The sequence below is a fragment of the Xanthobacter pollutisoli genome (assembly GCF_040044995.1).
Lineage (GTDB): Bacteria > Pseudomonadota > Alphaproteobacteria > Rhizobiales > Xanthobacteraceae > Xanthobacter.
In genome coordinates, this window is sequence record NZ_JBDZDP010000042.1 from 1 (window position 1) to 14,659 (window position 14,659).

Here is a 14,659-nt window from a genome sequence, read left to right on the forward strand (position 1 = left end):
CAGCCCGGCATAGCGCTTCGGGACATCGAAGAAGCCCATCTGGCCCATCAGCACCTCCCGGTCATACTGCCCACACTACAAATTTTACCGGAACCCGCCCAGTGCGCGACATTTTTCGAGGTGCCCGTAAATTCTTCCGACATCTTTCATGTCAGAGGCAAGGAACCCGCCGAAGGGGGGGTCTTGCGCTGGATCATCAGAAGTTCTTCCTTCTTCATCACCAGCAGACGCGAAAGATCCGCCAATGACGAAACGTCCGCCGGATTGAACCCGGCGGACGCGAAACGCGATTTCAGGCCTGGGGCCTTTCGGGCTGCGGCGGCATAGGCTTGTGCGATATCGCGGTAGATATTTTCTGACACGACTTTGCCTCCTTGACCGTTCGTCGATTAGAGCGGGCAGTCCTTACGGAAGTTCGGCGCGCGCTTCTCGCGGTGCGACAGCACACCTTCCTTGACGTCCTCGCTCATGAAGCCCAGCATTTCCAGCGCGGTCGAAGCATCGAAGATCGGTCCGGCCTGGCGCAGCCAATTGTTGAGCGAATACTTGGTCCAGCGGATTGCGCTTTGCGAGCCATTGGCCAGTTCAATCGCCGTGTCGAGGGCAATCTTCTGAAGTTCGTCATCCTCGACACACATCGACACAAGGCCGATACGTTCGGCTTCTTCGCCCGAGACCGGTTTGCAGGTCATCAAGTAGTATTTCGCCTTCGCCATCGAGGTCAGCAGGGGCCAGATGATCGCCGCAACGTCACCGGCGGCAACACCCAGCCGCGGGTGGCCATCGACGATCTTGGCCCTTTTGCCAGCGATCGAGATGTCGGCCAGGATGGCCACGACAAGCCCCGCACCGGCTGCGGGGCCATTGATGGCCGAAATGATCGGCTTGTTGCAGTTGATGATGTTGTAGACGAGATCCTTGGCCTCTTTCCACGTCTTCATGATTTCGTGCGAATTGCCGATCATGCTTTCGATCAGGCTGAAATCACCACCGGCCGAGAACGCTTTGCCGGCGCCCGTCACGATGACGGCATTGATGTCGGGGTCGCGGTCGATGTCGATCCACATATCCGTCATCTGGGTGTGCGTTTCGGCATCGACCGAGTTGAAGGTCTCGGGGCGGTCGAACGTGATGCGCAGGACGCGATCCGCAGGGTAGTCGAATTTCAGTTTGTCGTATTTTGCATAACGGTCTGACACGGTTGGGTTCCTTCCTTGAAGATTGTTACAGGTTCAGCCGGGCAGCCCAAGGGCGTCCTTGGACAGGATGTTGCGCTGAATTTCGTTCGATCCGCCGTAGATCGTGGTCGGCCGCGCCTTGTAGAAGCTGGCTAGGACATCCACACCCACGTTGCCAACCTGAAGCGGACCGACGGATCCGCCATCCGGGCCTGCTGCCTCGATCATCAGTTCGGTGATGCGCTGAAAACATTCGGTTACCCAGATCTTCAGCATCGAGACATCCGCGCCCAGCGTCTCGCCCCGCTTGAGCTGATCTGCGAAACGGGCATAAAGCGCCGCGTGGTCCTCGACGTCGAGGGCGGCTTGGGCGAAGCGATCGCGGAACGCCGGATCGTCAAAGGCACCGCGGCCCCGGGCAAAACTCTCAAGCTGACCCAGGGCGCTCTGGGCCAAGCTGGGCGAGCCAATGAAGATGCGCTCGAAACTCAAGAGCGCCTTGGCCATCGTCCAGCCCTTGTTCAGCTCGCCGACGAGGTTCTCGCGCGGTGTGCGGGCATTATCGAAGAAGACTTCGCAGAACTCGGTCTCGCCCGAAAGCGTCGTGATCGTGCGAACCTCGACGCCCGGTTGATCCATCGGTGCCAGCAGGAAACTGATGCCCTGCTGTTTCTTCGGCGCGTTCGAATCCGTGCGAACAAGCATGAAGATGTGCGTGGCATCATGTGCCATGGTGGTCCAGATCTTCTGGCCATTGATCACGAAGTCATCGCCGTCGATCTCTGCGCGCGTGCGCAGGTTGGCCAGATCGGATCCGGCACCGGGCTCGGAATAGCCCTGACACCAGATGTCCTCACAGCTGAGAATTCGGGGCAGCCAATAGTCCTTTTGCGCCTGGGTGCCAAATTTGATGATCAGCGGGCCGACCATCTGCACGCCCATATCGCGCCCGCGATTGACGCCCCAGCGTTGTTGTTCCTCATAAAAAATCAACAGCTTGGCAGCGTTCAGGCCCATTCCGCCATATTCGGCGGGCCATGCTGGGGCAACCCACCCCTTTGCATGAAGCTTGCGGTGCCACTGCGCAATTTCCGCGAATTTCGGCCGGTGCGGAAGGTGGCGCAGTTCCTCGGGATATTCGGTCTCGATGAATTCGCGGATTTCCTTGCGGAACTCCGCATCGCTCATGGCGTTCCAGTCGGTCATTGTGCGGCTCCCTCTTTTTCGCGGGCATCGAACCAAAGCCGCCTGTGATAGGCGTCGTCACCCAACCAGGCTGACAGAACCAGCGCCCGGTTCAGGTAAAGCCCGATGTCGAATTCGTCGGTATAGCCGACCGCCCCATGCAACTGGATCGCATCACGCGTGATTTTCCTGGCGGTCGTGACCGCACGTGCCTTGGCCCGGCTGGCAAGCCGCGCCCGCTCCTTCGGATCGGGCTCGTTCTCCATCAGCGCCAGGGTTTCGCGCACCCCGGCCTGTGCAATCTCACATGCCACATGCAGATCGACGGCCCGATGCTGGATGACCTGGAAGGACCCGATTGGCTTGTCGAACTGCTCTCGGGTCTTGATGTACTCCAGTGCGATCTCGAAGGCGCGCTCGCTCAGACCGACAAGTTCGGCGGCGGCAAGCGCCGTTGCATCATTGACCGCCTCATCAAGCGCCTCCGCGACCGCAATGCCGGAAGCCATTTCCTCGGCCGGGGTTCCCGCGAAGGAAAGCTCGCCCATTGCGCTGCCATCGGCCTGTGTGCGCTTTTCGACGGAAAGCCCGTCCGCTCCGGCCTCTGCCATGACCAGAACCGGGCCGGTGTCGCCCTTTGCGAGGACCAGGAAACCCTGCGCTTCGGCCGCGCCGACAACCCAAGCCTTGTTGCCGGTCAGTTTTCCGTCCGTATAGCGGCAATCGTGCTCGGCGGGTCGGCCGGTCGGGCCGCGCTCCTGCCAGGCTACGGCAAAGACGGTTTCGCCACCAATAATCCGTTCGATCATGGCGTGATCCGGGCAAAGGCGACGCAGCAGGCCAAGGCTTAGCCCGACAGTGACCGTTACCGGTTCCGGGGCAAGGACCCGCCCGACCTCTTCGGTGATAATGCCACTGGCGGTCAGGCCCATGCCCAGCCCGCCGATTTCCTCGGGCACGGCAACACCAAACACGCCGGCTTCGGCCAGTTCGCGGATCATTCCGGCATCCCATCCGCCGCCGGAATCGCGCAGCTTTCTGGACCGGCCAACGCCGCCGGCGCGGTCAAACAAGGTGCGGACGCTTTCCCGCAGCAAGCGAAGTTCTTCCTGGTCGCTCGAGATCATGTCAGTCTATACCTCCGGCCCTTGTCTGCATCATCACGAGAACATCGGTCGAAAAGACCTCCTCTCCCTTGGGGTTCTTCGCGATGAGCGTGTATTTCAGAACCCCCCGGTCGGGCTTGCTCCTTGATGGCGCGGCCGCATTGACGGTTATCTCGATATCCAGCGCCTCGTCCGGGCGAATTGGCTTTAGCCAGCGCAAATTGTCGAGACCCATCCCGCCAATATTCGCAACCCCGACCATCAGCTCGATCATGATCGGCCTGAATACTTCAACTATGGTCTGAAAGCCCGAGGCAATCAGGCTACCGTGAATGCCCGCGGCATAGTCTTCGTCGATGTGCAACCGCTGAGGATCCCACTCATGGGCGAATGCCTTGATCGCCTCGGCGCTCATCGGCCTGCTACGAAACCTGAAAACCTGGCCGGGCTGAAAATCTTCCAGATATCTCAAGATGCGGCCTCCTTGGAAAATTCGGGGTCGTAGCCCTTTGCCCCCGCAGAGATCCGCTTGCGATTGAACGCCTCAAGCTTCGGATAGGTTTCCCTGAAGGCTTCCAGAAATTCCGTCATCGGCGCATCGAAATACAGCCCACGGTCATTCACATATTCCATATGCCGTTGTTCTTTTTCATCAAACTCGTGAAAAAGCGCATCGTGATAGCCGTCAAAAACCAGAGGCTTGACGCCGAAGCGTTCGCACAACTCGATGTTGAAAGCCGGCGTGACCTTGTAGGTTTCGCTGCCCAGCCAAAGCTGGACGTAGCCGTGATAGATGAACAGATCGGTGCCCATCAGCTCTTGCAGCTTGGGAGTGTTCAGATGGTTGCGCACGTCGGCAAACCCAAGTGCCGCCGGAATGCCTGCGGCCCGCAGGCAGGCTGCCAGAAGGATTGCCTTGGGAACGCAGAACGCCGCCTCTGACCGGGCGATCCGGCTGGCGCGATAGGACTCTTCGTCCAGGGCAAAACAATAGGGATCGTATCGAATATCGTCCCGAACCGCCTCGAACAGGCGGATGGCCTTGTCACGGGGGCTGGCGTCGAACGGCAATTCACGCAACGCGGAAGAAGCAAATTGCTGCACTTCGAGACTGTCGCTTTCGACAAAGTGCGACGGCATCACGTAACGTTTCGCTTCGGCTGGCAGGTCATCCTCGGACCACGTCATCAACCTCTCCATCATTTTTCTAACAGATGTTAGATTATTGATTGACCCCGTGCGCGTCAACAGGAATCATTCTTCGTTCGGTTGCTCGGCGCCATAGCGTTCATTGTCCTCCCCCAGGCTGGCCGCCCGTCCGGCGACCCTTTCAGGCGAACGGAATTCCGGCGCGATCGGCAGCGGCAGCGACGGCACATCCCGGCCGGCAATATTCAGCTTTCGATCAAATACCCCACGGGCGGAAAAATGCGGGTCCACCAAAGCTTCTGCGGGCGTCTTTACGACTGTGCAGCAACAATCGGCTGCGGCCAGCAATGGCTCCCAATGTGTCGAGGGCTTGCTTCCAAGACGCCGTGCAACCTCGGTGCTGCAGGCCTGCGGATCGCGCCAATCGTCGCGCAACTCCGGCGGTTGACCGATGGCATCACAGAACGCCTGCCAGAATTTTTCCTCGAGCGCCCCGACGGCGATTTGCCGTCCATCCGCCGCCGTATAGAGGCGGTAACGCGCCAGCCCGCCTGTCAGTCGGCTACCACCGCTTTCAATGTTCCTGCCAGCAACGACCCCTTCGGCATGCGCCCAATACGCGAATGCGAAAGCGCCTTCCGACATGGCAATATCAAGGTGAGTCCCCTGTCCGGTGGTCCGCCGCGCCATCAGGGCAAGCAGTATATTCACCACCGCCGGGTAGGTTCCGCCACCGATATCGGCAACAAGACCAAAGGGCGCGGTGGGTTGGTCATCGGGGCCCCGGCTCAGCGACAGAATGCCCGCGTCGCCCACATAGTTCAGATCGTGGCCAGCCACGGCGGCCTTCGGGCCTGTTTGACCGTAGCCGGTGATCGAACAATAGATGATGCCGGGATTGATCGCGCGCACAGCGTCATAGCCAAGGCCAAGCCGTTCCATGACGCCCGGGCGAAACTGCTCCACAAGGACGTCGGCCTTTTCCAGCAAGGGGCACAAGACGACCTTGGCGTTTTCGGATTTCAGGTCGATGGCAACCGATCGTTTTCCCTGGTTCAACACCGCGAAACCGATGCTTTCGCCATCTATTTTCGGCTCTGTCAGGCGCGCATCTTCTCCGGTGACAGGACGCTCGAACTTGATCACTTCGGCGCCGGCCTCGGCCAGCATGAGCGTGGCCATCGGCCCCGGAAGCAGGGTGCTGAAATCCAGCACTAGGATATCCTTGAGTGGCTGAACCATCCCGGTCACCTCATGCGAAGCGGGCGGCGCCATTGTTCAGCACAACGACGCCACGTTCAGGAACAGATGCGCGGAAACGGGCCTCGCCGGCCTCTTCCCATATCTCGAACCGCACTGTCTCACCCGGATAGACCGGAGCGGAAAACCGAACGTCCAGCCCGACCAGACGCGCTGCGTCATAATCCAGCAGGCTTTTGAGGAGTGCCCTTGCCGCCAGACCATAGGTCGCCAGCCCGTGCAGGATAGGCCGATCGAAACCGACTGACTGCGCCACGTCGGGATCGGCATGAAGTGGGTTATAGTCGCCGCTAAGCCGGTAAATCAGCGCCTGCCGCAGAAGCGTTTCGAGGTCGCAGACATGATCGGGCGCACGGTTCGGCAACCCGGCCGGGTCCGGCCCTGGGCTGTTCTCACCGCCGAAGCCGCCGTCACCCCGGCAAAAGGCCGACATCGCAACCCGCGCAAGCTTTTCGCCGCTGTCCGCGTCGATGATCTCGCGGCTTTGATAAATCACCGCACCCTTGCCTTCGCCCTTGTCCGAGATGAAGTCGATCCTGGTGCGCCCGATGATATTCCCCTTGACGGGCAATGGCTTGTAGATATCTAGCCATTGCTCGCCATGCAGCACCTTCTGCCAGTTCACGCCGGTTTTGGGATTGCGTAGCCAGAAGCCGGGATATCCTAGCGTGACCGCCATCGAGGGAACCGCCTTCAGGCCATCCTCATAGACAAAGGCAAGTTCCCTTTCATCAGTAGGATCCTCGCCGAACCCTAGGCCGAGCGCGTAAAGGATGGTATCCTTCTCAGTCAGAGTCTGCCGGATATCCTCGAATTCCCAGCTTGAAAGAGCTTCGAAATCCAATGGCATGCTGTTCCCTCCCTTGCTCGCCGTCAGAGCGCGCTGCCTGACCCCAGGATTGCAGTGACCTGGCTGGAAAGCACGCCACCGTTGCCATGCGCCAGCGCCAGGTCGATATTATTGAGCTGCAGGCCGGGGGCGTCGCCGCGAATCTGGCGGGCGGCTTCGATCACAGTGAAAATCCCGTACATTCCGGGATGCACGCAGGACAAACCCCCGCCATTCGTGTTCACCGGCAAGACCCCATCGGGTGCGATACGCCCGCCCTCCACAAAGGCCCCGCCTTCGCCCTTGGCGCAAAAACCAAGGTCTTCGAGGAACAGAATGGTGTTGATGGTGAAGGCATCATAAAGCTCGATGGCCTGAATATCCCAGGGTGAAACCCCGGCTGCGGCAAAGGCGCGTTTGCCCGACTCGCGGGCGGCGGTCACGGTGAAATCCTTCATCTGCGATATCTGACGGTGCGAACTTTCCGCGGCACTGCCCAGCACATAGACGGGCGGCTTGGGGAAATCCTTTGCCCTTTCTGCACGGACCATCACGATCGCGCCGCCGCCATCGGTCACCAGACAGCAGTCCCGCACGGTCAGCGGATCGCCGACCATGCGTGCGCCCAACACATCCTCCCGGCTGAGCGGCCCGCGCTCGAATGCTTCGGGGTTGTGTTGCGCCCAGGCCCGTGCCGCCACGGCCACATCTGCCAGCTGCTCGCGGGTGGTGCCATATTCGTGCATGTGCCGCGCCGCCGCCATCGCATAAGCGGAAATCGGATAACGCGGGTTGTAAGGTGCCTCGTAGGCCGGCGGGCGCGAGGCCGTCACCAGCTTGCCCGACGCGGTGCGTTGGTTGGAGCCGTAGACGATCAGAGCGACATCGCACAACCCGACCTCCAGCGCCATTGTCGCGGATGTCAGGTAGTTCACAAAGGATGATCCACCCGTCATGGTTCCATCAAGGAACCGGGGTTGAATGCCAAGGTATTCTGCCGCCATCAGGGCAGGCATGCTGTCTTCCATCATGGTGCAGAACAGGCCGTCCACGTCTGACAGCTTCAGCCCGGCATCGCTTACCGCCGCAAGCGCGGACTGCGCCATGACATCATAAGCCGTGAACCCATGCGCCTCGCCGAACCCGGCATGGCCGGTGCCGACAATGGCGGATTTTCCCCGCAGGTTGCTTGTCATGGCTTAAACCTCCGCGGGCTTGAAGAATACGGCGGGCACGCCATCGGCCTCGCCAACGAACGCGGTCACCGCCATGTCGATCCTGACGTCATCGGGGGTGATCCCGTCGACCCTGCTCATCATCCGCACGCCTTCGTCCAGTTCGACCATGCAGATGTTGTAATCGCCGCCATGGTCGGGCTTTCTGCGCACGATCGTGGTGGTATGGACCCGGCCTTTTCCGCTTGCCCGGTGCCAGGAGATTGCTTCGCCATGGCAGTGTGGGCACAAGACCCTGGGAAAGAAGTGGTAGCGCCCGCAATCGGCGCATTTCGGAAGCAGAATTTCCTGATTCGCGAGCCCGCTTCTGAAAATCGCGTCTGGCCCCGTGGCATCCAACATGTAAATCCCCCTGCTGCTGTTCGGCGCTGGCTGATTACCGAACTTGTTGATTACGTTTCTAACGAATGTTAGAAAAAGTCAAGGTCATAGGATCAGACAGAGAGAAAGTCATGACAGGAACAAATTCAGGGCCGCTTTCCGGCAAGCTCGTCATCGCACTGGAACAGGCGGTGGCTGCACCATTCTGTTCGTCGCGGCTGGCCGATGCCGGGGCGCGTGTGATCAAGATCGAGCGCAAGGGCAAGGGCGATTTCGCGCGCGCCTACGATACCGCCGCGAATGGCGAGAGCGCCTATTTCACATGGCTGAACCGGGGCAAGCAGTCGATCGCGCTGGACATCAAAGCCGACGAAGACCGGGAAATCCTGTTTAACATGCTGAAAACCGCGGATGTGTTCATTCAGAACCTGCTGCCCGCGCTCTGGCCAAACTCGGGCTCGATTCGGCATCGCTGCGCGAAAGGTTCCCGCGCCTGGTGACCTGCGACATCACAGGCTACGGCGAGGACGGCCCGATGCAAAGCGCCAAGGCCTACGATTTGCTGGTTCAATGCGAAAGCGGCCTGGCTTCGGTGACCGGAACGCCTGACGGGCCGGGCCGGGTCGGGGTTTCGGTCTGCGACATCGCCACTGGTATGACGGCCCATGCCGCAATCCGCGAAGCCCTTGTCGGGCGTGACCGCACCGGCAAGGGAAGCGGCGTTTCGGTTGCGATGTTCGACGTGATGGCCGACTGGATGGCTGTTCCGCTGCTCTATCACGATTATCTTGGCAAACCGACACCGCGCGTCGGGCTGAACCACACGGTCATCTGCCCATATGGGGCCTATCCATGCAAAGATGGCGAGCTTGTCGTCATTACCGTCCAGCATTCCGGGGAATGGGCCCGGTTTTGCGAACATATCCTGGGCGACGCGGATCTTGCGACAGACCCGCGGTTTCACGACAATACGTCGCGAATAAACAACAAGCCCGCACTCGAAGCGCTTATCAAGGCCGAGTTCGCGTCTTGTGACCTTGCCAAGATGCTAACCAGGCTTGATGCGGGGGGCATTGCATTTGGGGCTGTGAACGACGTGGCTTCCCTGTCGGCACATCCACAGCTCGACCGTTCTGCCATCGCCACCCCCTCTGGCGAAATCAACGTCCCGATGCCGCCGATCCGGCGCAGCGGCGGCGTTGCGTCACTGGGCCCCAGCCCTGCATTTGATGCAGATGGTCGGGCCATTCGCGCCGAGTTCGCCGCCCGGACCTGAAAACAGGATATCCCCCATAAATGACTGCCGCAAAGAAACCTGCGATTCTCGACGGCGTTCGGGTCGTCGACCTGACATCGGTGGTTTTTGGTCCCCTGGCGACGCAAATGCTGGGCGATCTCGGCACCGACGTGATCAAGGTCGAAAGCCCGGAAGGCGACCTTTTGCGTCAGGTTCAGCCATCACGCAACAAGCAGATGGGCGCGGCCTTTCTGGGGACCAACCGCAACAAACGCAGCATTGTGCTGGATCTCAAGACGGAAGCCGACCGCGACCAGCTGCGCCGATTGTTGTCCGATGCGGACGTGATGGTTTCGAGTATCCGGCCGGCAGCACTTGCCCGCCTGTCGCTCGATCCCGAAACTCTGCGGCGCGAAAATCCGAACCTGATCACGGTCTCGGCAACCGGATTCGGGCAGGATGGGCCCTATGCGGCCAAACCCGCCTTTGACGACATCGTTCAATCAGTTTCGGGCCTGGCAAGCCTGACAACCCTTCGCGATCCAGATGCAAGCACCAAATATACGCCAACCATTCTCGCCGACAAACTGGGCGGCGTGACGGCGGCCTATGCCATCATGGCGGGCCTTTTCCATCGTGAACGCACCGGAGAGGTTCAACATGTCGAGGTGCCGATGTTCGAAACCCTTACGTCGTTTCTTCTGGCCGAACACCTGGATGGCGCCACATTCGAGGAAAACCCGCAGGATTTCGGCTATGCGCGCATGCTGGTGCCCCATCGTCGTCCGGTAGAAACCGCGAACGGGTTCATCACGATCCTGCCCTACACCAATGCGCAATGGGCGCGGTTCTTCAAGGTGGTCGGACGCGATGACATGGTCGGCCACCCTTGGGTGACCGACATGGACGAGCGCAGCCGTAACATCGGCGCGGTCTACGATCTGGTGGCGCAGATCGCTTTGACCCGGACAACCGAAGAATGGCTGGATCTGATGGAACAAGCCGACATCCCCGCCATGCCGGTCCGCAAGCTGTCGGACCTTCCAGGCGACCCGCATCTTGCCGCAACCGGATTCTTCCAGAAAATCGAGCATCCAACCGAGGGTCCCCTCTGGACAACGCGCCCCCCGGTGCGCTTTTCGGCCACCCCGGCCAGGCACGACTTCCGCCCCGCCCCCCGCTTGGGTGAGCATACCGACGAGATCCTCGGCCCATACAAAGAGTAACCGAGCCTCAAAATCCGCTTGAAAACGCCCGCCGCAGGCCACCGCCTCAAGCGGTTGCAAAGCGTCTTGGCCGGATCGCATTCGGCCGGAACATCCACCCCGGACATTGACAGCAAGAGTGGCGGCGAATGACAATTCAAACAAGTGTTAGAAAATGGGGCGTGAAGTGGAACGGCAAAACAAAGCTTATGTTGCTGGCGTCGGGATGATTCCTTATTCAGAAACCGGGGAAATCGGAAAGCTATGACATCATGGCCGCGGCAGCGACCCGCGCCGCGCTTGCCGATGCGGGTTTGGACTATGACAAGGTCCAGCAAGCGTATGCAGGCTATGTTTATGGTGACAGCACCTGTGGTCAACGTTCCTTGTATCACGTCGGCATGACCGGGATTCCGGTGTTGAACGTCAACAACAACTGTTCAACCGGATCGTCCGCGCTGTTTCTGGCCCGTCAGGCCGTGGAAAGCGGTGCAGCAGAGTGTGTTCTGGCCTTGGGCTTCGAGCAGATGCAGCCCGGCGCGATCGGGGCGATGTTCCACGACCGCGTCAGCCCTTTCGCGGCGTTCGACGAAGAGACCGATGATCTGGTTCGCAACCCTGAAATCCCGCTTGCGTTGCGGTATTTCGGCGGTGCGGGCAAGGCCCATATGGACGAATTCGGCACCACGCTGGAAACCTTTGCCAGGATCCGCGCCAAGGCCAGCCGGCATGCCGCCAGGAACCCCGTTGCCCTGTTTCGCCAAGAGGTGACTCCGGAAGATGTTCTGGCCGCCCAGGTGGTCTGGCCCGGCGTCATGACCAAGCTGGACACCTCCAATAATTGCGTTTTGTCGGGGTGAGTGTCAGCGTGGCGGCGGTTCCGTGCGCTCGGAACGTCGAGCGGTCCGGTTCAGGGTTCAAGCGTGGCCTTGATGTGGGCCGCCGTCGCGGCCCTTTTGGTCATGCGACGGCGTATTTCGTCCTCAGCCAGACGAAGCGGCGGATGTTGTAGGCCAGGTTCGCCATGCCGATTTTCACCCTGGCGCGTGCGATGCCGATGGTCCGAACGACGAGGCCCATCGGACCCTTCTGATGGGCGAACACGTGCTCGACAGCGCTGCGGACTTTCGATTTCCGCGCGTTGGCGATGCGCATGCGATCGGGCATCGGCCGACCCGGCGGCTTCTTGCGATGAATGCGCGAGACGAACCCGCGCCGCGCCAACATCGCCTCGTTCTTCGCCGACCGATAGGCCGTGTCCGCCCAGACGTCGCTGGCCGTGTTTGTCCGATCCAGCACCTCTTCGAGACGCGCCCCGTCGTGCGCGGCGGCATGCGTCGTCATCCAGTTCCGGATCAGGCCGAAGCCGCGGTCGATCGAGACATGATTCTTGTAGCCGAACGCGGGAATGGCGAGGTCGACCGAAGGCAGGCTCCCGTCCTCGCGCGGCTTGGCCTTGGTGTACTTCACCGTCCAGCGGGCGTCCCGGTCCTTCTGGGCGAGCCTGGCGGGCTTGTCCGCCCAGTCGTCGGGAACCCGGCCTTCCTTGATCGCTTTCTTCTCCTCGATCGTATTGCGCTGCTTGGGCGCCGCCACGATCGTGGCATCGACAATCTGGCCGCTCATCGCCAGAAAGCCTTCCGAACGCAGCGCCTCGTCGAACCGCCGGAACAGGGCGTCGATGGCGTCGGCCTTCTTCAGCGCCTCGCGGAAGGTCCAGATCGTATTGGCGTCGGGAACGCTGTCGGCCAATCCCAGGCCGAGGAAGCGCATGAACGACAGACGGTCCTTTATCAGGAACTCGGTCCGCTCATCCGACAGCGCATGCATCGCCTGAAGAACGAGGACCTTGAACATCAGCACGTGATCGAAGGCGGGCCAGCCGCCCTTCGACCGGTCCGCGCGCGGCACAGCGGCTTCCAGCGCAGGCCGAAACATCTCGAAATCGACCACCGCCTTCACCCGCTCCAGATTGTCGCCCTTCGCCGACAGCTCCGCCAGCCGATCATCGAAGTCGAAGAAACCCGGCGACCGATCCACCATGCCCACCCTCCGCCTCAAACAGCAGCCAGTGAATCAGCCCAATGCCGATTTGCCCAGGGGTTTTTGGAGGCCTCCAGCTGATGGCCTGCCCTCCGACCTGCGGTGCCGCGGCGGCGATAATCTGTTCCAAGGAATTTGCCGACAAACACGGTCTCGACAGTTCTGTTCGCATCGCGGCTCAGGCGATGACGACGGACGGGCCGGAAACCTTCGGCGCCCATGATATGCGCGAAGTCGTCGGCTTCTCCATGGCCAAACGTGCCGCCGATCAGGTCTATGAGGCCGCGGGCATCGGACCGGAAGATATGAACGTGGTCGAACTGCACGATTGTTTCGCCCATAATGAATTGATTACCTACGAGGCCCTGGGCCTGTGCGGTCGCGGCGAGGCGGCGAAGTTCGTGGATGACGGCGACAATACCTATGGCGGGAAATACGTGACCAACCCATCGGGCGGGTTGCTGTCCAAGGGCCACCCGCTTGGGGCGACCGGGCTGGCCCAGTGCACCGAACTGGTTCAGCAACTTCGCGGGCAGGCCGATGCGCGGCAGGTCGAAGGAGCACGGTTGGCGCTTCACCTGACTGCGCCGTGCAAGATCCTGCGCGCCGCCCAACCGGTAATCAGCGCCAAGGCCAGGGAAGAAGCCGCCGCCGGACAGGAGGTATTCCGCAAGGTGGTGAATATCTCGTCCATCGCGGGAACGGGTGGCAACGCAGGCCAGATCAACTATGCCGCAGCCAAGGCCGGTATTCTTGGTGTTACCCGCACAATGGCGAAGGAGTGGGGGCGCTACAAAGTGAACGTCAATGCCGTGGCCTTCGGACCGATCCGCACGCGACTGACCGAAGGCAGCGCCAAGGGCGACAGCACGATCAAGGTGGAAGACAAGGAAATCAAGGTCGGTGTGAACCCTGATCTTCTGGCCCAGATGGAACGCATGATTCCGCTAGGCAGTGGCCCCATAAATTTGCGCGCCGGCTAGGAGCGTGATTCAACCTCTCCCGATAGGGGAGAAAGATGCGCCGCCACGAGCTGACCGATGAGGAATGGGCGATCATCGCCCCGCTTTTGCCGAACAAGCCGCGCGGGGTCGCGCGGGTGGATGACCGCCGGGTGATCAACGGCATCCTGTGGCGGTTCCGCACTGGGGCGCCGTGGCGGGACGTGCCTGAGCGCTACGGTCCGCGTACAACCCTTTACAACCGTTTCGTGCGCTGGCGGGCGGCCGGGGTCTGGGACAAGCTGCTGGAAGCGGTCTCGGCCGCCTATGACGGCGACATCGTCATGATCGACAGCTCCTGCGTTCGCGTTCACCAACATGGCGCCGCCATCAAAAAGGGGGCGATGACGATCGTTGCATGGGACGCTCCCGGGGTGGGCTGACCACCAAGATCCACGCTCTGGTCGACGCTGAAGGCCGGCCGATCCACCTCCTGCTCACCGCCGGGCAGGCGGGCGACGCGCCGGCCGGGCGCGAACTGCTGGCCCGGCTCGCACCGGGCGGCATCCTTCTCGCCGACAAGGCCTACGACACCGACGCCATCCGCGCCGAGACGGCGGAGCGCGGCGGATTTGCCAATGTGCCGCCTCGCACGATCCGCAAGCGCACCTTCGCCTTCAGTCCGTGGCTCTATCGCCAAAGGAACCTTGTCGAGCGCTTCTTCAACCGGATCAAGCAGATGCGCGGCCTCGCCAGCCGCTACGACCGGCGACCAGACAACTTCCTCGCAGCCCTCAAGCTCGCCGCCGTCCGCATCTGGATCAAAGCATAATGAGTCCGCTGCCTAGGCAGTGTGGACGAAATCGCGATTGAATCTCGCTCAGGTATTCCCCTGCCGAATCCGGCATGATTCATAGGCCTCCGACTGATTCGGAGACCAGAAGCCATGTCGACGCGGATGGACGAGGAG

Annotated in this window: 14 protein-coding genes and 2 pseudogenes; 5 read left to right on the plus strand and 11 right to left on the minus strand. The window is 61.0% G+C overall.

The features are described from left to right. Positions 1–146: 146 nt before the first annotated feature. From ABLE93_RS26075 to ABLE93_RS26120, 10 genes are all read right to left on the minus strand, one after another. Positions 147–362 carry a hypothetical protein gene (locus ABLE93_RS26075; RefSeq protein WP_348842592.1) on the minus strand — a complete coding sequence of 72 codons (216 nt, stop codon included), beginning with the start codon at positions 360–362 and terminating at the stop codon, positions 147–149. Between the two features lie 27 nt (positions 363–389). Next, complete coding sequence (locus tag ABLE93_RS26080) at positions 390–1,199, minus strand: enoyl-CoA hydratase/isomerase family protein (RefSeq protein ID WP_348842593.1); 810 nt, start codon at positions 1,197–1,199, stop codon at positions 390–392. Between the two features lie 33 nt (positions 1,200–1,232). After that, on the minus strand, positions 1,233–2,384 hold the full coding sequence (locus tag ABLE93_RS26085; RefSeq protein ID WP_348842594.1) for an acyl-CoA dehydrogenase family protein: 1,152 nt from the start codon (positions 2,382–2,384) through the stop codon (positions 1,233–1,235). Continuing rightward, positions 2,381–3,490 (minus strand): acyl-CoA dehydrogenase family protein, encoded by a 1,110-nt coding sequence (locus ABLE93_RS26090; protein WP_348842595.1) that lies wholly within the window; start codon positions 3,488–3,490, stop codon positions 2,381–2,383. Before ABLE93_RS26090 ends, ABLE93_RS26085 begins: the two co-directional genes overlap by 4 nt. A 1-nt stretch (position 3,491) precedes the next feature. Then, the gene (locus ABLE93_RS26095) at positions 3,492–3,941 is read right to left on the minus strand and encodes a MaoC/PaaZ C-terminal domain-containing protein (RefSeq protein WP_348842596.1); all 450 of its coding nucleotides are present in this window, start codon (positions 3,939–3,941) and stop codon (positions 3,492–3,494) included. Continuing rightward, the gene (locus ABLE93_RS26100) at positions 3,938–4,657 is read right to left on the minus strand and encodes a transglutaminase-like domain-containing protein (RefSeq protein ID WP_348842597.1); all 720 of its coding nucleotides are present in this window, start codon (positions 4,655–4,657) and stop codon (positions 3,938–3,940) included. Before ABLE93_RS26100 ends, ABLE93_RS26095 begins: the two co-directional genes overlap by 4 nt. Positions 4,658–4,723: 66 nt before the next feature. Then, positions 4,724–5,860 (minus strand): CaiB/BaiF CoA transferase family protein, encoded by a 1,137-nt coding sequence (locus tag ABLE93_RS26105; protein WP_348842598.1) that lies wholly within the window; start codon positions 5,858–5,860, stop codon positions 4,724–4,726. Positions 5,861–5,870: 10 nt separating this feature from the next. Further along, on the minus strand, positions 5,871–6,728 hold the full coding sequence (locus ABLE93_RS26110) for a MaoC/PaaZ C-terminal domain-containing protein (RefSeq protein WP_348842599.1): 858 nt from the start codon (positions 6,726–6,728) through the stop codon (positions 5,871–5,873). Positions 6,729–6,751: 23 nt separating this feature from the next. Beyond that, positions 6,752–7,903 (minus strand): thiolase family protein, encoded by a 1,152-nt coding sequence (locus tag ABLE93_RS26115; RefSeq protein ID WP_348842600.1) that lies wholly within the window; start codon positions 7,901–7,903, stop codon positions 6,752–6,754. A gap of 3 nt (positions 7,904–7,906) precedes the next feature. Further along, complete coding sequence (locus ABLE93_RS26120) at positions 7,907–8,284, minus strand: Zn-ribbon domain-containing OB-fold protein (protein WP_348842601.1); 378 nt, start codon at positions 8,282–8,284, stop codon at positions 7,907–7,909. A 110-nt stretch (positions 8,285–8,394) separates the two neighbouring features. Here ABLE93_RS26120 and ABLE93_RS26125 point away from each other — a divergent pair. The 3 genes and pseudogenes from ABLE93_RS26125 (at position 8,395) to ABLE93_RS26135 (ending at position 11,565) form a co-directional block, all read left to right on the plus strand. Beyond that, positions 8,395–9,539: pseudogene (locus ABLE93_RS26125) on the plus strand (CaiB/BaiF CoA transferase family protein). 20 nt (positions 9,540–9,559) lie between these two features. Continuing rightward, positions 9,560–10,726, plus strand: a complete 1,167-nt coding sequence (locus ABLE93_RS26130) for a CaiB/BaiF CoA transferase family protein (RefSeq protein ID WP_348842602.1) — start codon at positions 9,560–9,562, stop codon at positions 10,724–10,726. Positions 10,727–10,977: 251 nt separating this feature from the next. After that, a complete protein-coding gene (locus tag ABLE93_RS26135) occupies positions 10,978–11,565 on the plus strand; it encodes a thiolase family protein (protein WP_348842603.1) in 588 nt (195 codons plus the stop codon). Positions 11,566–11,665: 100 nt separating this feature from the next. On the opposite strand, the gene ABLE93_RS26140 is transcribed toward ABLE93_RS26135, so the two are convergent. Continuing rightward, positions 11,666–12,748 carry an IS5 family transposase gene (locus tag ABLE93_RS26140; protein WP_510183093.1) on the minus strand — a complete coding sequence of 361 codons (1,083 nt, stop codon included), beginning with the start codon at positions 12,746–12,748 and terminating at the stop codon, positions 11,666–11,668. An 80-nt stretch (positions 12,749–12,828) separates the two neighbouring features. Here ABLE93_RS26140 and ABLE93_RS26145 point away from each other — a divergent pair, with 80 nt between their 5' ends. After that, complete coding sequence (locus tag ABLE93_RS26145) at positions 12,829–13,731, plus strand: SDR family oxidoreductase (protein WP_348842604.1); 903 nt, start codon at positions 12,829–12,831, stop codon at positions 13,729–13,731. A 35-nt stretch (positions 13,732–13,766) separates the two neighbouring features. After that, positions 13,767–14,521 (plus strand): annotated as a pseudogene (locus ABLE93_RS26150) (IS5 family transposase). The last annotated feature ends 138 nt before the right edge of the window (positions 14,522–14,659 follow it).

Coding starts and splice junctions, on each gene's coding strand:
- ABLE93_RS26085 (WP_348842594.1), bottom strand. CDS start 2,384: ATGACCGACTGGAACGCCATGAGCGATGCGGAGTTCCGCAAGGAAATC.
- ABLE93_RS26090 (WP_348842595.1), bottom strand. CDS start 3,490: ATGATCTCGAGCGACCAGGAAGAACTTCGCTTGCTGCGGGAAAGCGTC.
- ABLE93_RS26100 (WP_348842597.1), bottom strand. CDS start 4,657: ATGACGTGGTCCGAGGATGACCTGCCAGCCGAAGCGAAACGTTACGTG.
- ABLE93_RS26105 (WP_348842598.1), bottom strand. CDS start 5,860: ATGGTTCAGCCACTCAAGGATATCCTAGTGCTGGATTTCAGCACCCTG.
- ABLE93_RS26110 (WP_348842599.1), bottom strand. CDS start 6,728: ATGCCATTGGATTTCGAAGCTCTTTCAAGCTGGGAATTCGAGGATATC.
- ABLE93_RS26115 (WP_348842600.1), bottom strand. CDS start 7,903: ATGACAAGCAACCTGCGGGGAAAATCCGCCATTGTCGGCACCGGCCAT.
- ABLE93_RS26120 (WP_348842601.1), bottom strand. CDS start 8,284: ATGTTGGATGCCACGGGGCCAGACGCGATTTTCAGAAGCGGGCTCGCG.
- ABLE93_RS26130 (WP_348842602.1), top strand. CDS start 9,560: ATGACTGCCGCAAAGAAACCTGCGATTCTCGACGGCGTTCGGGTCGTC.
- ABLE93_RS26135 (WP_348842603.1), top strand. CDS start 10,978: ATGGCCGCGGCAGCGACCCGCGCCGCGCTTGCCGATGCGGGTTTGGAC.
- ABLE93_RS26140 (WP_510183093.1), bottom strand. CDS start 12,748: ATGGTGGATCGGTCGCCGGGTTTCTTCGACTTCGATGATCGGCTGGCG.
- ABLE93_RS26145 (WP_348842604.1), top strand. CDS start 12,829: ATGGCCTGCCCTCCGACCTGCGGTGCCGCGGCGGCGATAATCTGTTCC.